Here is a 20,079-nt window from a genome sequence, read left to right on the forward strand (position 1 = left end):
TGGAACCGCGGCGCGAGGGGCCAATCGGTCATGCCCCGCGCTCCGGGCATGGATAGTTGGAATGGCGACGCTTCCCGAGAACAAGTCGGTCGCGATCGATGAGCTGGAATCAGCCATCACCGAGATGGAGTCGCGCCTCGAATCCGCCCGCGCCGAGCGCGACGAGGCGAAGGCACGCCAGATCGAGCTTGAGATCGAGAACGCAAATCTGCGTCGGGAACTGAACCTCGCGCGGGACCGCCAAGGCGCCACGGCCGGCATCCTGAAGGTCATCGCTGGATCGGCTGCCGATGTTCAGCCAGTGTTCGAGGCGATCGTCAACAGCGCGGCAAAGCTGTTCGAACCCTGCAGCGCGACAATCACAACGTTCGAAGACGGCGAGCTGCACTGGAGTGCGACAGCAGCTTCAATCACCGGCTTTGATGTCGATCGCGCCCGCTCGGTATATCCTATTCCGTTCGATCCGGACCGCTCTCCTTCGGCTCGCGCGATTCTCGAACGTCGTATCATTGAGATCCCCGACGTTACCGCTCCCGACACACCGGAGTTTACGCGCAAGGCCGCAATCGCCGGCCGTTTTCGATCCATTACTTTCGTGCCGTTGATCGATCAGGAGCAAGGCATCGGTACGATCATCTTTACCCATCCGCAGGCCGGATTCCGTTTTTCGGAAGGGCAGCTCGCGATTGTCCAGACCTTCGCCGATCAAGCCGTGATCGCGATCCAGAATGCGCGGCTGTTCAACGAGACGCGCGAGGCGCTGGAACGGCAGACGGCCACCGCAGACATCCTCAGGGTGATCGCCTCCTCGCCGTCGGACGTGCAGCCGGTGTTCGAAGCCATCGCAGAAAGCGCCAAGCATTTGCTGGGCGGGTTCTCGACCACGGTACTGCATTTCATCGGCGATGAGCTTCATCTGGTCGCCTACACACCGACCAGTCCCGAGGCGAATGAAGCGCTGAAGGCCTCCTTCCCGCGCAAGCTCGCGGAACTCCCGATCTTTGCGCTGGTCCGCAACGGGGAAACTATCCAGTTCGCCGACACCGAAGCCGAAGAGGTGCCGGAAGCGAACCGGGACTTGGCCCGGCTGCGCGGCTTCCGCAGTGTGCTGTTCACGCCGCTCATGAACCGCGGCACGGCGGTCGGCATGATCAGCGTGACGCGCAAAGAGCCCGGCGCCTTCGCGCCGCACCATGTTCAGCTGCTTCAGACCTTCGCCGACCAGGCGGTGATCGCAATCGAGAATGCGCGGCTGTTCAACGAGACAAAGGAAGCGCTGGAGCGGCAGACCGCCACGGCCGAAATCCTCAAGGTCATTGCGTCCTCGCCTTCTGACGTTCAGCCGGTATTCGATGCCATTGCAGACAGCGCCAACCGCCTGATCGGCGGTTTTTCGGCCGCGGTGTTCCGCTACATCGATGGCAAGATCCATCTGGCTGCCTATACGCCGACCGACGCGGTCGGCGATGCCGTCCTGCAAGCCTCATTCCCGGCTCCCCTCGACAAGTTTCCGCCCTACCACCTGACGCGTGAAGGCGCGCCCGCGGAATTGCCTGATACCGAACGCGAGCCGGCGGCGCGCGACATTGCGCGGGCGCGCGGCTATCGCAGCATGCTGTTCGCGCCGCTGATGAATGACGGCGCGGCGATCGGCATCATCACCGTCACCCGCGTCGCGCCCGGCCCGTTCGGCGAACAACATACCCGCTTGCTGCAGATGTTCGCTGATCAGGCTGTGATCGCGATCAAGAATGTCGGACTGTTCAACGAGGCGAAGGCGCGCACCGAGGATTTGAGCGAGGCGCTGCAGCAGCAGACGGCGACCGCCGACGTGCTCAAGGTGATCAGCCGCTCGGCGTTCGATCTGGAGACCGTGCTCAATACGTTGACCGAATCCGCCGCGCGGCTTTGCGACGCCGACATGGCGGCGATGACACGGCAGCACCCCGATGGCGGCTATTATCATGCAACGCGATATAACTTCTCTCCGGAATGGGAACGGTTGAATGTTTCCGTGCGGTTGTATCCTGGCCGCGGCAGCGTCGTCGGACGTGTTCTCGTTGCGGCCAAGGCGGTTCAGATTCCGGACGTACTAGCCGATCCAGAGTACACCTATTCCGAGCAGCAGAGAGTTGCCGGCTATCGCACACTGCTGGGCGTTCCCCTCCTCCGCGAGGGGCAGCCAATCGGCGTGATCTTCCTCTGCCGGACCGCCGTGCAACCCTTCACCGACAGGCAAATCGAGCTGGTGCAGACCTTCGCCGACCAGGCCGTCATCGCCATCGAGAATGTCCGCCTGTTCGATGAGGTGCAGGCCAAGACGCGTGATCTCTCCGAAGCCCTCACCTACCAGACCGGCAGCGCCAACATTCTGCAGGTGATCGCCTCCTCGCCGACCGACCTCGATCCGGTACTGCAGTCTATCGTCGAAAGCGCCTGTGATCTGTGTGCGGCTAGCGATGCGGTCGTGCAGCTCCGGGACGGCGACGATCTGCGCTTCAGGGCGCATCATGGCCCCATCGAGATCAATGTCGAGAAATGGCCGATCGGCCGCGACTGGGCAGCCGGCCGGGCTTTCCTGGACCAGACCACAGTCCACGTGACCGACGTTTTCTCGGAACAAGCGAACGACTTCGCCGGCAGCCGGGAGCTGTCGCATCACACCGGCGGCGACGGCGTCCGTACCGTCCTGAGCGTCCCCCTGCTGCGCGAGGGCGAGAGCCTGGGAGCCCTCACGCTTCGCCGCCAAGAGGTGGAGCCATTCAGCGACAAGCAAATCGCCCTGCTCCGGACCTTTGCCGATGAGGCGGTGATCGCCATCGGCAATGTGCAGCTGTTCGAGGAGGTGCAGGCGCGGACGCGCGAGCTGTCAAAATCCCTCGAGGACCTCCGCACCGCGCAGGACCGCCTCGTGCAGACTGAAAAGCTCGCCTCGCTCGGGCAGCTCACCGCGGGCATCGCCCACGAGATCAAGAACCCGCTGAACTTCGTCAACAATTTCGCAGCCCTATCAGCGGAGTTGACCGAAGAGCTGAACGACGTCCTCAAGCCCACTGAGCTTGCCGAAGAGGTCCGTGCGGAAGTCCATGAGTTGACGGGGCTGTTGAAAGACAACCTGGAAAAGGTCGTGCAGCACGGCAAGCGCGCCGATTCCATCGTCAAGAACATGCTCTTGCATTCGCGCGAAGGCGGCGGCGAGCATCGGCCGTCCGACATCAACGCGCTGGTCGACGAGAGCCTCAACCTCGCCTATCACGGCGCCCGCGCCGAGCAGCCGGGTTTCAACGTCACACTCGAGCGCGATTTCGATCCGGCCGCCGGTCAGATCGACCTGTTCCCGCAGGAGATCACCCGCGTGCTCCTCAATCTCGTCTCGAACGGGTTCTATGCCGTGACCAAGCGCCGAAAGGAAAGCGGTGAACCCGGCTTCGAGCCGACGCTGCGGGCCGGCACCAAGGACCTCGGCGATGCCGTCGAAATCCGCATCCGCGACAACGGCACCGGCATTCCGCCCGAGGTAAAGGAGAAGATGTTCAACCCCTTCTTCACCACCAAGCCGGCCGGCGAAGGGACCGGTTTGGGACTATCGATGAGCCACGATATCATCGTGAAGCAACATGGCGGCACCATTGAGGTGGATACTGAACAAGGCCATTTCACTGAATTCCGTATCGTGTTGCCGCGAACAAGCAATTTTGCAGAAAAGTCCAGAGGATAGCCGTGAGTGTTCTGGTTCTAGTTGTGGATGACGAGCCCGACGTGGAAGCGTTGTTCCGCCAGCAATTCCGCCGCGACCTGCGTGCACAGCGATTCGTCATGGACTTCGCCCGGTCCGCGCCGGACGCTTTGGCGCGCGTCGGCTCAACCATCGAGCATTCGCTGATCCTCATCCTGTCCGACATCAACATGCCCGGCATGACGGGGCTGGAAATGCTGCCGAAGGTCAAGGAGATGCGGCCCGAGGTGCCGGTCATCATGATCACGGCCTATGGCGATGCCGACACCAGGCGCAAGGCGCTCGAGAACGGCGCAACTGACCTTCTGAACAAACCGATCGATTTCGTGACGCTGCGTCAGAAGATCGATGCCAGACTCGAGCAAGCCGCATGACCGCAACAATCCTCGTGGTTGATGATGAGCCGGATCTGGAGGCGCTGGTCCTTCAGAAATTCCGACGGCAGGTTCGCGAGGGTTTGGTCAGCTTCATGTTTGCGCGTGACGGGCTCGAGGCGTTGCAGTCGCTAGAAGAGCATCCGCACGTCGACTTGGTGGTCGCCGACATCAACATGCCACGAATGGACGGCCTGTCGCTGCTCGCCAAGCTGCAAGAATCCGAGGACAAGAAATCGACCATTATCGTGTCGGCTTACGGCGACATGAGCAACATCCGCACCGCGATGAATCGCGGTGCGTTCGACTTCCTGACCAAGCCGATCGATTTTGCCGATCTCGAAGCGACGATCGATAAGACCCTGCGGCACATCGAAATGCTGCGCGAGGCACGTCGCCGTCAGACGGAAGCCGAGCGAGCCCATGCTTCGCTCTCCCGCTATTTCTCGCCCGAGCTCGCCAAGCGGCTTGCGGCCAGTGTGGGCGACAGCACGGAGGTGACCTGGCGCGACGTTGCGGTCATCTTCACCGACATAACCGGCTTCACCTCACTCATTGAGGCTGCCGCGCCCGAACTCCTCGGGCAGCTGCTCAACGAATATGTGACCGGAATGACCGATGTCACCTTTGCCCATGAGGGGACCGTGGCAAAGGTGATCGGCGATGCGATCGAGGTTCTGTTCAACGCACCCAGCGACCAGCCCGACTATGCGACGCGCGCAGTCGCCTGCGCGCAAGAGCTTGACGTATGGGCGGAGGCGTTTCGCGAACGGTGGAAGGCGAAGGGCGTGAATTTCGGTGCCACCCGCATCGGCGTTCATGCGGGTCCTGCGCTGGTGGGCAATTTCGGGGGCAGCCGCTTCTTTGACTACACCGCTTACGGCGACACCATCAACACGGCGGCGCGACTCGAAGCCGCCAACAAGTTTCTCGGCACGCGAATCTGCGTCAGCGCGACAATTGCAAACGCGGTGGAGAACTTCAGGGGCCGGCCGATCGGGGATCTCGTGCTGCGTGGGCGCAGCGAACCATTGCGCGCCTACGAGCCGTTATCGGCAGCAAGTTTTGGGGCGCCAGCGACTTCACTGTATGGCGAAGCTTTCGCCAAGCTCGAGGCCGGCGATGGCAGTGCAATGCCGGCCTTTGCCGCACTTGTCGGTTCGCACGCCGAGGATCCCCTGGCCAACTTTCACCTCAAGCGATTGCTAAACGGCGCGAAGGGCGCTCGCATGCCAATCGAATAGGCGCCCTACTCCGCCATCTCCGAAGGCGTCGACGGACCGGCCAGCGGCCGTTCTTCCATCGCGATGATACACACCGCGGCGCAGGCCAAGAGCGCGGCGGCGGCTCCGAACACGTAGCGGAACGCCGTGATCATGTCGGCTATTGGTATCGCATTCGCCGGTCCCCGGTGTTCGCCGAGCGAGATACCGGCGCCCAGCGCCATCAACAGGATCGCGCTGAAGGCGGCGACCGTGAACGACGACATCAGCGCGCGGAAGAAGTTCATCGCGCCCGTGACGGTGCCGATCTGCGGGCGCGCCACCGCGTTCTGCAGCGAGACCACGCTGACCGGGAATGTCGTGCCGAGCCCAAGCGCGAACAGCGACAGCACGATCAGCAAGGCCCACAGCGGCAGCGTCGCCACGGTCAGCACCATACCGAAGATCGCCGCCGCCGACGTACCCACGAGAGCCACGCGCTTGTAGTGCTTGGCGCGCGCCATGGTCCGTCCGGCGATCGCCGCACCACAGGTGGAGATCGCGGCGAGTGGAATCAGCGCAAGCCCCGCTTCGCTCGCGGTCAGATGATAGACGACCTCGTAATACAGTGGCAGATGCACGGTCAGCCCGGTGATGGCGCCCAGCGCGCAAGCGCCCGCCACCATGGCGTAGGGCACCACTGTCCCGCCGAGGAGCGGCAGCGGCAGAAACGGCTCCTCGGCATTGCGCGCGTGCCAGACAAAGGCGAGCGCCAGCGCCACCGAGGCGCCGATCATCGCCATGATCGAAGGCGACAGCCAGGCATAGCGGTTGCCGCCCCAGGTGAGCACCAGCATGACCACGACGGCAGACGCCATCAGCAGCACGCCGCCGAGCCAGTCGACCTTGCGGCGTCGGTGGAACACCGGAATCTTGCCCATCTTCGGCAGCAGCAGAAACATCGCGCCGACCGCAAGCGGCACGTTGATCCAGAAGATCATCGACCAGTGCAGATGCTCGGCGAACACGCCGCCGAGCACAGGGCCCATCAGCCCAGCCGCCATCCAGACGCCGCTGAAATAGGCCTGATACTTGCCGCGCTCGCGTGGGCTCACGACGTCGGAGATCACGGTCTGCACGACCGGCATGATGCCGCCGCCGCCAAGCCCCTGCAGGCCGCGCGCAACGATCAATACGGGCATGTTGGGCGCCACCGCGCAAAGAATCGAGCCGACCGTAAACAGGGCAAGCGAAACCGTGATCATGACGCGGCGGCCGTAGATGTCGCTCAGCGTGCCGAATACGGGTGCAACCGCGGTCGAGGCCAGGAGATAGGCGGTGATGACCCAGGACAGATTGCTGACGTCGTTGAACTGGCGGCCGATGGTCGGCAGCGCCGTCGCCACGATGGTCTGGTCGAGCGCCGCCAGGAACATCGTCAGCAGCAGGCTCATCAGGATGGTGCGGACCTCGTCCGGGGTCAGCGGCGCGGGCGGCGCAATCGGCGGCGCATCGCTGACCTCAATGACCTCTGTCGTGATGCGCGAGAGCTCGTCGCCGATATCGTCGGGCAATGTCGTCTGGTCGGCAGGTTCACGGCCCTGCCGCTGGTGCTGGTTCATGTCGGACGTAATATTGTTCTGCGCGACCAAAGCCGCCGAGATGGATTCGCCATATGGCCAGCACCTTAGAGGGCAAATTCCTCTCGGGGCAGCGCCTCGCGCGCATGGGTGCATCCCGCGAGAATATCGTCGCGTTTCCGTGATCGATCAGGGCGGTAGGTTCAGGCTTTGGGCCGCTTCTTCAGCCGCGCCCGCTTCGGCAACAAGGCCGGCCATTGCACGATGTGGTCCTCGAGGTCTTCGTCGGGGATCTCGTCCTCGGTGCCCTGGACCCGTCCGCGCACCGAAACGCCGGCTTCATGCACGGTATTGGGATCGCCCGAGATCAGCGGATGCCACCAATAGAGATCGCGTCCCTCGGCAACCAGCTTGTAGCCGCAGCTCGGCGGAAGCCAGCTCAGGGTGCGGACGTTCTCGGGCGTCAGGCGGACACAATCCGGAACCTTGTCGGAACGGTTCTGGTAATCCTTGCAGGTGCACAGGCCGGAATCGAGCAGTTTGCAGGAAACATGGGTAAAGTAGATTTTGCCGGTATCCTCGTCTTCGAGCTTTTCCAGGCAGCAGCGCGCGCAACCATCGCACAGGCTTTCCCATTCGGCGCTGGACATCTCCTCCAACGTCTTGGTTTTCCAGAAGAAACCCTCCTGGCCGGAAGGCGATTTGCGCGGCGCGGTCATGCAATCAATCGTTTTCTCGGGTCGGTCGGCTGCGGCCCTTCTAGGAGGTCCGGCGACGGGGGCGCAAGCGGGTCTCACTACGGAGCCAAAAGCCAACGGCAGCGTTAGGGCTGACCGTCAAAATGGTGAGCGAGAGCATTGGTTTATAGCCCCCGCTCGGATAGAACAATGGCGAGTCCCCGAGGTCGTAAAAGCGCCTTGGGTTTGTCGCAACATCCAAGCAAGACGTCTCGACCGGCCCCGCCGGGCGCGACTAGAACAGATCAAGGGCCCCGGTGCGCCAGATCGTACCTCCAGAATTGAAGCAGAAGATCCGGAACTTCCTTCTGGATCTGGATGCGCGTATCGACTCGACGCTGTTCTCGTCGGGCAAGGGCCTGCGCGAGCTGTACGAGCGCTACTCCACCTTCATGGACCGCTTCTATGTCGGCCGCTGGAAGCGCTGGGTGTTCATCGAGCCGTTTTCGGAAGCCGCCACCATCGGCCTTGGCGGGCTGATCGTGATGCTGGCGCTGGCAATCCCCGCGTTTCGCGAAACCGCCGATGACGACTGGCTGAAGAAATCCGATCTCGCGGTACAGTTCCTCGACCGCTACGGCAACCCGATCGGCAACCGCGGCATCAAACATAACGACTCGATCCCTCTGGAAGATTTTCCGGACAATCTGATCAAGGCGACGCTGGCGACCGAAGACCGCCGCTTCTACGACCATTTCGGCATCGACTTCCCCGGTACCGCGCGCGCGCTCGTGACCAACGCGCAAGCCGGCGGCGTGCGCCAGGGCGGCTCTTCGATCACGCAGCAATTGGCGAAGAACCTGTTCCTGAGCAACGAGCGCACCATCGAGCGCAAGGTGAAGGAAGCTTTCCTTGCGATTTGGCTCGAGACGCGGCTGACCAAGAACGAAATCCTGAAGCTATATCTGGACCGCGCCTATATGGGCGGCGGGACGTTCGGCGTCGACGGCGCCGCGCATTTCTACTTCAACAAGTCGGCGCGCGACGTCACTCTGGCGGAATCGGCGATGCTGGCCGGGCTGTTCAAGGCGCCGACCAAATACGCCCCGCACATCAACCTGCCCGCCGCCCGCGCCCGCGCCAACATCGTGCTCGACAACCTCGTCGATGCCGGCTTCATGACCGAAGGCCAGGTGTTCGGCGCCCGGCGCAACCCGGCCTTCGCCGTCGACCGCCGCGACGAGAATTCGCCGAACTACTATCTGGACTACGCCTTTGAGGAAATGCGCAGGCTGGTCGATACCTTCCCGAAATCCTACACCGAGCGCGTCTTCGTGGTCCGTACCTCGATCGACATGAACGTGCAGCGCGCCGCCGAGGAAACGGTCGAGAACCAGCTCCGCCAATTCGGCCGCGACTACCACGCGACGCAAGCATCCGTCGTGGTTGCCGACCTCGACGGCGGCGTCCGCGCCATGGTGGGCGGACGCGACTATGGCGCGAGCCAGTTCAACCGCGCCACCGACGCCTACCGACAGCCGGGCTCATCATTCAAGCCCTATGTCTATGCCACGGCGCTCATGAACGGCTACAAGCCGACCTCGATCGTGGTCGACGGCCCGGTCTGCATCGGCAACTGGTGCCCGCAGAACTATGGCCATTCCTATTCCGGCTCGGTGACGCTGACGCAGGCGATCACCCGCTCGATCAACGTCGTGCCGGTGAAGCTGTCGATTGCGCTCGGCGGCAAGGTGGCGAACCCGGCCAAGGCCGGGCGCGCCAAGATTACCGAGGTGGCACGCCGGTTCGGCCTCACGGCGCCCCTGCCCGATACGCCGTCGATGCCGATCGGCTCCGATGAAGTCACCGTGCTCGAACACGCAGTCGCCTATGCCACCTTCCCCAACAAGGGCAAGTCGGTGAAACCTCACGCGGTGCTGGAAGTGCGCACTGGCGCCGGCGACCTGGTCTGGCGCTTCGACCGCGACGGCAAGAAGCCGGTGCAAGCCATTCCCGCCTCCGTCGCCGCCGACATGTCGGAGATGATGAGCCATGTCGTCAGCGAAGGCACCGCCCGCCGCGCCGCGATCGACGGCATCCCGACCGCGGGCAAGACCGGCACCACCAACGCCTATCGCGACGCCTGGTTCGTCGGTTTCACCGGCAATTTCACCTGCGCGGTCTGGTACGGCAACGACGACTACTCACCCACCAACCGCATGACCGGCGGCTCGCTTCCCGCGCAAACCTGGCACGACATCATGGTCGTCGCGCATCAGGGCGTCGAGGTGAAGGAAATCCCAGGCTTCGGCATGGGCACGAAGCAGCCCCAGCCCGCCCAATCCGCCAGCGCCGCGGCCAACGGCGCGGCACGGGCGCCGGAGACCAAGCCGGGGCCGCCGCCGGTATTGACCAAGCGCGGCGCGGATATTCTGGTGCGCGTCGAGAAACTGCTCGACGAGGCCGGGAGGGCCGCGGGCAAGACCTCGTCCAACGACCAGAAGCAGCCCTCCAAGCCGGTCACGTCAGGCGCGCTGGCGTTTCCCGAGAACTATGTCGCAGCCGCTGGCGGACAGGCTGCGCCGGCGGAGCGGAAGAATTAAAAGGCATGATCCGGCAGAACCTTAACCGGCGTTCCTCGGAGCAGATGCGAAGCGTCCGCCCCGACATGTTCGAAACAAGAGCAGCGCTTCAGGTTTCGGATGAAGCCGGTTCAAGCGGAATCTGATGCCGTGAGAGTTCGGAGCACTGGCCTGTGCGGCTGATCTTCATCACCTTGCTGGCATTGGCGCTTGCCACAGCCGTAGGTCTCGGCTCGACCTACCTGACGGCGACGCGCGGCACCGATCTCGGCACGCTCACGATCGGCGCCTGGACTGCACGGCCCAAGGCCGGCAGTTCCGAAATCGATCCCTATTCGCGCGCCTCGATCGCCCGTAGCGGCGAATTGCCTGTTGGCACCGGCGACGGCATCGCCTTCACGGCCACCACCGACGACAAGAACAAGCCGCTCGACGGGCGCTGCGACGTCATCGTCAGCGGGGTGACGCCGGCAGCCCGGTTCTGGACGCTGACGCTGTTCGACCGCAAGGGGCATCTGGTCGCCAATTCGCTGCAACGTTACGGCTTCACCAGCCAGGAAATTGTCCGCGGCTCCGACGGCGGGTTCGAGATCCGGGTGGCGGCGCGCTCGCGGGCCGGCAACTGGCTGCCGACCGGCGGCATCGAGCGCTACGCGCTGATGCTGCGGCTTTACGATACGCCGGTCGGCGTTGCGACGCGCACGCAGCGCGACGCGCCGATGCCCGCCATCACCACGGTGAACTGCCCATGATCCGGCTGGCATTCACCATCATCGCGGGCGTGCTGCTGGGCGGCGTGGTGCATCTCGTCAGCGTGCTCGCACTGCCGCGCATCGCGACGCAAGACGCCTATTCGCGGCTGACGCCGATGACCAAAGAGAACGCCGTCACTGCGCTGCCGCACGCCGAACCGAACAACGCGCCGATGCCGTTCATGGACCCGGCCTTTGCGGTCGCGATCTGCCGCTACGACCTCTCCGGGGGACCGCTCAAGCTGACGGTGCCGGTCAGTCAGGCCTATACGTCGGTGTCGTTCTATACCCGCAACGAGGTCGCCTACTACGCCATCAACGACCGCTCGGCCGGCCGCAAGGTGATCGAGCTCGATCTGATGACGGAGGAGCAACACGGCGAATTGCCGGAGGATGAGGAAGTCACCGCCGCCGACCGGCTGATCATCGACTCTCCCACCACGACAGGCCTGATCGTGCTCAAGGCCCTGGCGCCGGAGCCCGGCCTGATGCCGCAGGCGCAAGCCGCGCTCGCGGCATCGCGTTGCACCGTGGAGACCGAGCCGACGCCGGCCAAGCAGCCCGAGCCCGCACCGCCCGTGCCAGCCCCTGCGCCCGCGCCAAGATCCAAGCGCTGAATGACGACTTGGTCGGGGCCGACACTTACCTAGCGTAAACCTTGATCGCTGCGTGGGAATTGCCGATCCCTTCGTATGACCGATCGCGCCTGCCGCATTCTGTGGAACAAATCAACGTGCTCATGCGTCGCGATGGTGACATAACGCCGTTGTTTATCGTGCCTGCCCTTTAGGAGCGAGGAGGAGCCGATCGATGAAAGCCGAAGACGCCGCGGACATGATGGATCAGGAGAAGGAGAACGACCGCTTCAAGCAGCGCGCGGCGGTCAGCATCGCCATTCTGGCGATGCTGCTGGCCATCACCGGGCTTGGCGGCGCCAACGCCGGCAAGGAGGCGACCAACAACAACATCTATGCCGCGAACCACTATGCCTTCTACCAGGCCAAGAACATCCGCCAGACCGACTACAACCTCGCGGCCGACGCGATCGAATTGGCGTTCCTGCAGGACGGAAGCCTCAACGCCGAGGCCAGGACGGCCCTGAAGGCAAAAGCGGAGGCCTATCGCAAGACGGCGGCACGCTACGAGTCCGAGCCCGGGACGCAGGAGGGCAAGAAGGAATTGATGGCGCGGGCCAAGGACTACGAGAGCAGGCGCGACCATGCGCTGAAGCAGGATCCCTACTTCGACTATGCCGAAGCTCTTCTGCAGATCGCCATCGTGCTGATCTCGGTCTCGATCGTCGCGACGCTGCCTTGGCTTGCGATCGTCGGCGGCATCGTCGGTGCCGCAGGTGGCCTGCTGATGGTCAACGGCTACACACTGGCGGTCGAGATACCGTTTCTGGCAGCATAGAGGTCCGCACGCGGATGGTGGTGCAAGTGCTGTTTGGCAAGGACGAGGGGAGCGACGACAATGTGACACAGGCACAAGCCGCGCTCGCGGCGTCGCGTTGCACCACGGAGATCGAGCCTCCACCGGCCAAGCAACCCGAACCACCCGCCCCCCCCCCCGCCACCCCCGGCGCCGCGGTCCAAGCGCTGATCACGGCCTCGAGCGGGATGGGTAGGAGTCGAATCGATTCCTCATTAGCGCGAAGCCAACGATCTCGTGTCCCGGACGCAGTGCAGATACTCTTCGGTGGTACAGCGCAGGGCCTAGACACAAAAATCGCGAAAACAACCCCATGCAAAGTAGAATGGGCCCCGGCTCGCAGCACTCACGCCGCTTGCGTCCGGAGCACGAGATGGTCCGTCATCACGGCCCAACCTAATCTCATCCTGCTCTAGCGTGAGCCGGCACTTCCTGGTGTTGGCCGCAGCGGCAATTCTCGTAGTCGACCGGATCGTGGCTGTTGAAGATGGTCACGGCATCGCCGTGATTGGCCTTGAGCGTTCGTAACCTCTCCTGGTTTTCGATCCGCATGGCGCGATCCATATCGCCGCGGCGCTGAAACATGCCGAGCACCAGCGGCATTCGCGGCGAAGCCTGCATCTGGCCGTGGAAGAAATAAGCGTCGCCGGCGTGCAGCAGCCATTTGTCTCCGCTTCGCACAGCGATGCCGCAATGGCCGAGCGTATGACCCGGAAGCGGGATCATCAGGATGTCGGGCTCGCGATCGCCAAGCGCGCGCACGCCCTTGAAACCGAACCAGTCCTCCCCACCCTCGTCGTAGAACGCCCATTGTGGCCCATGCTTCCACTGATCGGTAATGTAGCGCCCCTTCGGCGCCGGCGTCCGGCCGGTCACCGCCATGTCGTACTCGCGGCGATGGACGTGCACCTTCGCGTTCGGAAAATCCGGAATGCCGCCGGCATGATCGCGATCGAGATGCGTCAGCAAGAGATGCAACACGTCGCTTTTGGAATAGCCGAGCGCCTCGACCTGCCGCACGGCGGTCTCGGCCGGATCGAGCCGCGGCGTGGTCTGCCGGACCCATTTGGGTCCCAGCCGTGGCGGGTTGGCAATGTCGTCCAATCCGATACCGGTATCGACCAGCGCCAGCCCGTCATTGGTCTCGATCATCAGACAATGGCACACCATGCGCGCGCGCTGGAAAATGCTGCCGGTGCCGTTCACCAGGCGCCGGCCGATCGGGCACATGGTGCCGGTGTTGAGATGGTGGACGCGCATGACAATGTCTCCTTCGAGGTCAGTCGCCTTGCTTGCCATCCAGAAAACTATAGGTAAAATATCGATATCTGATAGTACCAATAGGATTAGCCTATGGATATCCGCGAACTCCGCTATTTCGCGGCCGTGTTCAAGGAGCGCAACCTGACGGCGGCCGCCAAGCGCTGCTTCATCTCGCAGCCCTCGATCTCGGCGGCGATCACCAATCTGGAGGCCGAGCTCGGCACGGCGCTGTTCATCCGGCACAAGAAGGGCGTGGCACCGACGGAAGCGGCCGAACAATTCCATGCCGTCGCCCGCCGCATCATCGATGAGGCGGACGCCGCGAAAAACCTGTTCCGAAAACCTGCGACGCGGAACGCGCTAACGCTCGGCCTGATGCGCACGCTCGACCGGCCACGAACCATTGCGCTTCTGAAGCCGCTGACCGAGAGCGCCGACATCGCGCTCCGCCTCGTTGGCGTCGATGACGCCGCGGATGCACGGATCGTCTCCAAAAACCTACTGCGCGCCGACGAGCATTTCGTTCCGCTCTGGGTCGAGCGCTACGTCGCCGTGTTACCGCCATCGCATCCGCTGACGCTGAAGGAGCGGCTGCGCACCTCCGATCTCGCCAGCGCCGCCATAGTTGATCGCTGCCATTGCGAGCAGAGCGAATTCTTCAGTCGCGCTGCATCACCGTCGCGTGTGCCCGCGGCGATTGCCGAATCGGAAGACTGGGCGATGGCGCTGGTGGCGGCCGGCGTCGGCATTGCCATCGTTCCCGAAGGCGTGGCGCGCGCCAACTCCGATGTCGTCGTGCGCGCAATCGATGTCGACGTGAAGCGCGAGGTCGGGCTCGCCTACAGCGCCGGGCGGCCGCCGTCGGAGGTGCTGCAGAACTTTATCGCGAAACTGCAGCGGCAACGGCCCGGAGCAGGCCGCACCAAATCGAAGTCCCGGAGTAGCTGACTAGTCATCTGGAACGCAAGTTCGTCACATTAGAATGATAGCTCGAATCTCTCTCGATAGAGGAGAGCGCTTGTGGCGAATGCAGGTGTGAGAGGCCGGCCGATCGCGGCGTTGGTGCTGAGTGCGCAGGAGCGGACGTATTTGGAGCGGCAAGTGCGTCGTCACCGTGTTGCCCGGTCGCTATCCGAGCGGTGCCGCGCCATCCTGCGATGTGCGGACGGCTTGCCAAGCAAATCTGTGGCTGCCGAACTCGGCATCCACGAGCACACCGTTGGCAAGTGGCGCCGCCGGTTTTTGAAGGATCGCTGTGATGGTCTGCTCGACGAGGCGCGCCCCGGCCGCCCTCGCACCATCAACGACGATCAGGTTGCCGCGGTGATCGAGCGAACGTTGCGTACGACACCGGCCGACGCGACGCACTGGTCGATCCGCTCGATGGCTGCGGAAACCGGCTTTTCCCACACCACGATCCGCCGAATGTGGGCGGCGTTCGGCTTGCAGCCGCACCGGAGCCAGACCTTCAAGCTGTCGAGCGATCCGCTGTTCGTCGATAAGGTACGCGATATCGTCGGCCTTTACCTGTCCCCACCGAACCGGGCCCTTGTCCTCAGCATCGATGAGAAAAGCCAGATTCAGGCACTCGATCGCGAGCGCAGCCGGTCTTGCCGATGACGCCTGGCGTGCCGGAACGTCGTACGCACAGCTATGTGCGGCATGGTACGACCTCGCTGTTTGCCGCGCTCGATGTCGCCTCGGGGTTCGTCATCGGCAAATGCTACAAGCGCCACCGAGCAGTCGAGTTCTTGAAGTTTCTAAAAGAGATCGATGCTCAAGTTCCTGAAGGCCTCGATGTCCATATCGTCATGGACAACTACGCCACCCACAAGACACCCAAGATCAAGGCGTGGCTCGCCCGACGGCCGCACTATCATGTCCACTTCACGCCGACATCCGCGTCATGGATAAATCAGGTCGAACGCTGGTTTGCTGAACTCACCAGAAAGCAAATCCAGCGAGGTGTTCACACCTCCGTCAGGCAGCTCGAAGCCGACATCCGTACCTTCATCGACCTGCACAACAAAAACCCGAAGCCCTTCAAATGGACCAAGTCTGCTGACCAGATTTTGGCTTCAGTCAAACGCTTCTGTCACAAAGCCCAGCGAACTTTATGTGGCGAACTTTAGATTCACGTGACTAGGATGCGTACTCAGAAATCGAGATTGATTGGCGCGGCTGATCGATGTCCGCTATGCCCCGGATAGCGACCAAATTCCTCATCGCAGCGAAATGACGCGATGGGCCAATAAGCGACATTGCGCACCGTAACGGCAGTAGCAAACCTCATTCAAATCGATATGCTGAATGTGCCACAAGCGCACGCAGAGCGAGCCACTTTATCTTCGCGGAAGCACGCCATGACGCATATGCAACACTCACTGACAAAGGCCCTGGCATTCTTCAGTGCAATCGGATGTGTTCTTATGACTGTCGCGCTCTCGACAGCTATCTATCCTGCTATCAAGAACCCTTCGATAGGGGGATTTTCGCAGATTACCTCTTGGTACAAGAAACGGATTGATGCGGTCGACCCTTCGGGCAAGGACCTGTCGGGTGCAGTCATCGCCATAGCTAAAGAGGGCAAGCTTGCCTATCTTCAACCCATTGGCTTCCAAGATCGCGCCAAGACCATTCCCATGACGACCGGCTCGATTTTCTGGATCGCGTCGATGACCAAGCCGATCACCAGTGTTGCAGCCATGATGCTGGTAGACGACGGCAAGCTCGATCTCGATGCTCCGGTCGCGAAATACCTGCCCGAGCTGAAGACCATGCAAGTCGCGACCGCGAAGCCTAACCCGGCGTCAGGGAAGATCGACATTGCGCTAGAACCGCCGAAGCGACCAATGACCGTGCGCGACCTGCTTCGTCATACTTCCGGCTTGGTCTATCCGCCGCAATTTGTGGATGAGCCGATCAACAGGCTCTACGCCAAGGCCGCTTTCAAGCCGGACAATTCCCTCGCCGAGTTTGTGACAAGTCTTTCGAGCTTGCCGCTGGCACACCAACCGGGTGAGGTCTGGGAATATAGCTGGGGCGTAGATGTTCTGGCGAGGGCTGTCGAAGTTGCTTCCGGCCAGCAGTTTGATCAATTCCTGCAGAGCCGCATTTTCAAGCCCCTCGGGATGGTTGACACCGGCTTCTATGTACCGAGCGAAAACCTCGGCCGCGTGGTCGAGGCACCAACGACGCGTCCTCCTCAATTTGACATCACAAAGCCGCGCAAGCTCCTTTCAGGTGGCGGCGGACTTGCCTCGACGGCTCTCGACTACTTGCGCTTCTGCCAAATGTTGCTCAATGGCGGTGAGCTCGACGGAGTTAGGATACTCGCACCTGAGACAGTGAAGCTGATGACCGCCAACGCGCTACCATACGATGTTAGCTTTGTGGGCCGCAGTGTCGGCCCAGACCATGGGACAACGTTTGGCCTCGGCTTTGCCATTCGCACCAGCGGCGGGTCAGTCGGCAGTTTTGGTTGGAGTGGAGTTTGGGGGACGCAGTTCTGGGTTGATCCGGCGCAGAAGGTGATCGCTGTACAGATGATCCAGGTCGCACCAGAAAAGGTCAGCGATTATTTCACGGCGATGCGCAATCTGACGTACGGAGCGCTGAATATCTCGCAACATTGAGTTCTCGCGACTTGCCGAATGCCGAAGGCGACCGCTGCCGCGCGGCGACGTGCAGAAGCGGATTGCCGAGGTCCGCAACGGGTCAATCACGTCGTTCTGAGGATGCGCGGATGACTTCCGCTCTACCCCAATAAGCGGACATCTTGGGAGGGGGCTCGACTTCGCAAAGATGCCAATAGTCGACGTTAGCGAACATATTGTCGGGATCAGTTTTCCGGCTGTGACTTCCCGACCAACTTTATCTGGCCCGGATAGTCGATCGGCTCAGGATCGCGTATTCCGGCTTCCTCTCGGCGAAACTGCTTATCCGCCTCCGTCCATCGCCCAAACCGGATGTTGACGATCTCCATCAAGCCGACGCTCGCAAACGCCTCAATTGCGTGTTCTCCGGCCCACATTGAGCGGCTGTCGACTTCGTCGCCGTACTTGTCCAAATATTTGATCGACGATCAAGACGAGCGCTACCAAGAGCTTTTGCCCACTGTCAGTCATGCCTTTTCCTCGCGTAGTTTCGCGGTGAGCCGTCAGCGTACACGGTTTGCAGATGCGAAGAGCGAAAGGTGCCGCCCTTCCGTGCGCGGCTTCTGTCACAAAGCTCAGCAAACCCTATGTGACGAACTTTAGATTCGCGTGACTACCCCTTCACCGTCACGGCGCGCCCGATCACAGGCTGGGCCGCAATTGGCGGATTGGCTGTTTGCGCGGCGAGCTCGCCGATCAAACGGTCGGCGTCGGCGGCGATACCGTCCGGCGCGTGGATCACCAGCCGCTCCAGCGCCCAGCGGTACGATGAAATGCGCCGCTCCAGGCATTGCTGGACCCATTGCACGATCAGCGTGTTCTCTTCCATGCGCGCGATCGCATCCGCCTGTTCGCGCGGCGACAATTCCGACACCATCTTCAGGCTGGCGCTGCGCTTGCGGTCGAGCTCGATGACGCGGATGGCGGAGGCAAAGAACGGCTCGAACCTCGTGATGTCGTTGCGAACGTCCTCGATCAACTGCTGATAACGCGAGGTGTGCGAGCGGTGCGGCTCGTCGATCAAAGCGCGTCCGTAGGTGGTGCGGTCGAACACCACCTTCTGCCGCCATGGCGAGGGCAGCGGCTGGTAATCACCGAACACGCTCTTCCAGGCGGGCCGCGAATGCGGCGGTTCGATCAGGGGATAGGCGAGATCGCGAAGCTGGCGTTCGTTTTCGGTGAGTTGGAAATGCGAAGGTTTTAGGCCGACGCTGGCCGTGGCCTCGGCCCCTAACCAGCGGTGCATGTCGTCGTTACGCATGTCGGCGCGGGTGCGGCCGAAATCGCCGCCGCTGCAACCGCCGAGCGCCGCGCTTACAACAAGCAGCATGAGAGCCGGGAGTGACCGAAGCCCGGCGGCCCGGATCGGGAGGCACTTTTCCGGCATTGCAAACGTCCGTCGTTCAGGGGCGCCGACGGCGACGGCGACCAGGCGCCGTCCCCTCTTCCGGCCCGCGCCCATCACCGGTTCCGCCGGCTTCGCGTTCGATACGGATAACAGGAAGAATCAGCACGGTACCCAGGCCATCGCGTGGAGCGCCATCCATGGTTGAGCCCGGCCGCCGCGAAGTCGCATCCGCCGGAAATTCAATGATGGTGCCCATATTCCGTTCTCTCTGGTTGCCGCGGTCACGATTTTGACCGGCGACATGCCATTATTCAGAACAGAACGTGGTTAACGGCATCTTAATTTGTGCAGGCGGTACAGTTACGGGTTGCGCGGCTCATGCCGCCTGCCGAAAGCTCGCATTTTATCGGATTTCTTCAGGGGCTGTTTTCCTTAACCAACTCTTAAAACGCCCTGCGTAGGCTGACGCGAAGGATTATCGAAGTCGCGTACACCTGACATGACTGCAGCTCCATTGTTTCCGGGATTCGACGGGCTGATGACGCTCTCGCGCCGCGAGGGCGTCGATATCCGCCCGACCTTGCTGCGCGTGCTGACCGACCTTTATGTCCAGACCAGCGCCCATTCCGCCGACGAGGAGCGGCAGTTCGTTGAACTGACGTCCCGCCTGATCGACCAGGTCGACGACGCCACCCGCGCGGCGGTGCGGGCGCGGCTCGCGATCTATCCGGCGACACCGGCCGAGATCATGGACAGGCTCGGCCTGCGACGCGCGCACCCCGATCAGCCCCTGCCGCTCGCGGCTGCAATCACCGCTCCCCCGACCGACGCGCCGACGGTGAAGGCGCCGACCGAGGCGCAGTTGCGGATGGCGTCCAACCTGGCAATGCGGCCCAACGATGCTGCCGAAATCAGCGACATGTTCTTCACGGCCGGTCCCAGCGAGCGCGCGCTGATCCTGCACAATCTCGCCGACACGCCGCTGAAGGCCTCGGCGCGAATTCCCGCAGCCCGCGTCGCCCGCGCGCTTCATATCCTGGAAATGGCCGCGTTCGCCGAGGACGCCGAAAGCTTCGCGCTCGAACTCGGCGACGCCCTGATCCTGCCATCGCGGATCGCAACGCAAGTTGTCAATGATCCCGGCGGCGAGCCGCTGGCATGCGCAGCGAAGGCGCTCGACATGCCGAGCGCAATCTTCCAGCGCGTGCTGCTGTTCCTCAATCCGGAATTCGGCTCATCCGTGCACAACGTCTATCGCTTGTCGCGACTTTACGACCGTTTGAGCGAACGATCCGCGCTCGTCATGCTGGCCGCATGGCGCGGCTCGACCATGGCAGTCAGCCGCGCCAAATATCGCGCCGCTCTGTACGACGAAGAACGGCACCGCCCGCGTGCGGCGGGTTCGCAAACACGTCCCGCGGTCCAGCCTGGAACCGCGCCGGTACGCACCGGCACCGACGGCTCGAAGCGCTAGGCGT

Annotated in this window: 16 protein-coding genes and 2 pseudogenes; 12 read left to right on the forward strand and 6 right to left on the reverse strand. The window is 62.6% G+C overall.

Annotated elements, in window-relative coordinates; all coding sequences use genetic code 11:
• Positions 1 to 124 precede the first annotated feature (124 nt).
• The 4 genes and pseudogenes from V1278_RS37050 to V1278_RS28100 all read left to right on the forward strand — a co-directional run.
• Positions 125 to 715: pseudogene (locus V1278_RS37050) on the forward strand (GAF domain-containing protein); the annotation flags it as partial.
• Positions 713 to 3,718 (forward strand): GAF domain-containing protein, encoded by a 3,006-nt coding sequence (locus V1278_RS28090; RefSeq protein ID WP_442893817.1) that lies wholly within the window; start codon positions 713 to 715, stop codon positions 3,716 to 3,718. The pseudogene V1278_RS37050 and the gene V1278_RS28090, both read left to right, overlap by 3 nt.
• Positions 3,719 to 3,720: 2 nt before the next feature.
• Positions 3,721 to 4,110: a response regulator gene (locus tag V1278_RS28095; RefSeq protein WP_334367921.1), complete on the forward strand. Its 390-nt coding sequence runs from the start codon at positions 3,721 to 3,723 to the stop codon at positions 4,108 to 4,110.
• The gene (locus tag V1278_RS28100; protein WP_334367920.1) at positions 4,107 to 5,354 is read left to right on the forward strand and encodes an adenylate/guanylate cyclase domain-containing protein; all 1,248 of its coding nucleotides are present in this window, start codon (positions 4,107 to 4,109) and stop codon (positions 5,352 to 5,354) included. The genes V1278_RS28095 and V1278_RS28100 overlap by 4 nt, the downstream gene beginning before the upstream one ends.
• A gap of 5 nt (positions 5,355 to 5,359) precedes the next feature.
• On the opposite strand, the gene V1278_RS28105 is transcribed toward V1278_RS28100, so the two are convergent.
• Entirely contained in the window at positions 5,360 to 6,934 is a 1,575-nt protein-coding gene (locus V1278_RS28105; RefSeq protein ID WP_334367919.1) for an MDR family MFS transporter, read from the reverse strand.
• 161 nt (positions 6,935 to 7,095) lie between these two features.
• On the reverse strand, positions 7,096 to 7,611 hold the full coding sequence (locus V1278_RS28110; protein WP_028348904.1) for a YcgN family cysteine cluster protein: 516 nt from the start codon (positions 7,609 to 7,611) through the stop codon (positions 7,096 to 7,098).
• A gap of 275 nt (positions 7,612 to 7,886) precedes the next feature.
• On the opposite strand from V1278_RS28110, the gene V1278_RS28115 reads away from it, so the two are divergent.
• From V1278_RS28115 to V1278_RS28130, 4 genes are all read left to right on the forward strand, one after another.
• A complete protein-coding gene (locus tag V1278_RS28115) occupies positions 7,887 to 10,172 on the forward strand; it encodes a transglycosylase domain-containing protein (protein ID WP_334382933.1) in 2,286 nt (761 codons plus the stop codon).
• A 152-nt stretch (positions 10,173 to 10,324) separates the two neighbouring features.
• Positions 10,325 to 10,903, forward strand: coding sequence for a DUF1214 domain-containing protein (locus tag V1278_RS28120; RefSeq protein ID WP_028348906.1), 579 nt, complete (start codon positions 10,325 to 10,327; stop codon positions 10,901 to 10,903).
• Positions 10,900 to 11,520 carry a DUF1254 domain-containing protein gene (locus tag V1278_RS28125; RefSeq protein WP_334382934.1) on the forward strand — a complete coding sequence of 207 codons (621 nt, stop codon included), beginning with the start codon at positions 10,900 to 10,902 and terminating at the stop codon, positions 11,518 to 11,520. The genes V1278_RS28120 and V1278_RS28125 overlap by 4 nt, the downstream gene beginning before the upstream one ends.
• 193 nt (positions 11,521 to 11,713) lie before the next feature.
• Positions 11,714 to 12,316, forward strand: a complete 603-nt coding sequence (locus V1278_RS28130) for a DUF4337 domain-containing protein (protein ID WP_334382936.1) — start codon at positions 11,714 to 11,716, stop codon at positions 12,314 to 12,316.
• Positions 12,317 to 12,736: 420 nt separating this feature from the next.
• Here V1278_RS28130 and V1278_RS28135 read toward each other — a convergent pair whose 3' ends face one another.
• Positions 12,737 to 13,594 carry an MBL fold metallo-hydrolase gene (locus V1278_RS28135; RefSeq protein ID WP_334367914.1) on the reverse strand — a complete coding sequence of 286 codons (858 nt, stop codon included), beginning with the start codon at positions 13,592 to 13,594 and terminating at the stop codon, positions 12,737 to 12,739.
• A gap of 93 nt (positions 13,595 to 13,687) precedes the next feature.
• Here V1278_RS28135 and V1278_RS28140 point away from each other — a divergent pair, with 93 nt between their 5' ends.
• The 3 genes and pseudogenes from V1278_RS28140 (at position 13,688) to V1278_RS28150 (ending at position 17,232) form a co-directional block, all read left to right on the forward strand.
• On the forward strand, positions 13,688 to 14,545 hold the full coding sequence (locus V1278_RS28140; RefSeq protein WP_334382937.1) for a LysR family transcriptional regulator: 858 nt from the start codon (positions 13,688 to 13,690) through the stop codon (positions 14,543 to 14,545).
• Positions 14,546 to 14,617: 72 nt separating this feature from the next.
• A pseudogene (locus V1278_RS28145) lies at positions 14,618 to 15,729 on the forward strand (IS630 family transposase).
• 297 nt (positions 15,730 to 16,026) lie between these two features.
• Complete coding sequence (locus V1278_RS28150) at positions 16,027 to 17,232, forward strand: serine hydrolase domain-containing protein (protein ID WP_334382938.1); 1,206 nt, start codon at positions 16,027 to 16,029, stop codon at positions 17,230 to 17,232.
• A 206-nt stretch (positions 17,233 to 17,438) separates the two neighbouring features.
• On the opposite strand, the gene V1278_RS28155 is transcribed toward V1278_RS28150, so the two are convergent.
• The 3 genes from V1278_RS28155 to V1278_RS28165 all read right to left on the reverse strand — a co-directional run bounded on the left by V1278_RS28155 (position 17,439) and on the right by V1278_RS28165 (position 18,857).
• On the reverse strand, positions 17,439 to 17,666 hold the full coding sequence (locus tag V1278_RS28155) for a hypothetical protein (protein ID WP_334382939.1): 228 nt from the start codon (positions 17,664 to 17,666) through the stop codon (positions 17,439 to 17,441).
• Positions 17,667 to 17,866: 200 nt separating this feature from the next.
• Complete coding sequence (locus V1278_RS28160) at positions 17,867 to 18,640, reverse strand: hypothetical protein (protein WP_334382940.1); 774 nt, start codon at positions 18,638 to 18,640, stop codon at positions 17,867 to 17,869.
• A gap of 16 nt (positions 18,641 to 18,656) precedes the next feature.
• Complete coding sequence (locus tag V1278_RS28165) at positions 18,657 to 18,857, reverse strand: hypothetical protein (RefSeq protein ID WP_334382941.1); 201 nt, start codon at positions 18,855 to 18,857, stop codon at positions 18,657 to 18,659.
• 243 nt (positions 18,858 to 19,100) lie between these two features.
• Between V1278_RS28165 and V1278_RS28170 the strand changes: the two genes are divergently transcribed.
• Positions 19,101 to 20,075: a DUF2336 domain-containing protein gene (locus tag V1278_RS28170; protein WP_334382942.1), complete on the forward strand. Its 975-nt coding sequence runs from the start codon at positions 19,101 to 19,103 to the stop codon at positions 20,073 to 20,075.
• The last annotated feature ends 4 nt before the right edge of the window (positions 20,076 to 20,079 follow it).

Source organism: Bradyrhizobium sp. AZCC 1577 (assembly GCF_036924575.1).
GTDB lineage: Bacteria > Pseudomonadota > Alphaproteobacteria > Rhizobiales > Xanthobacteraceae > Bradyrhizobium.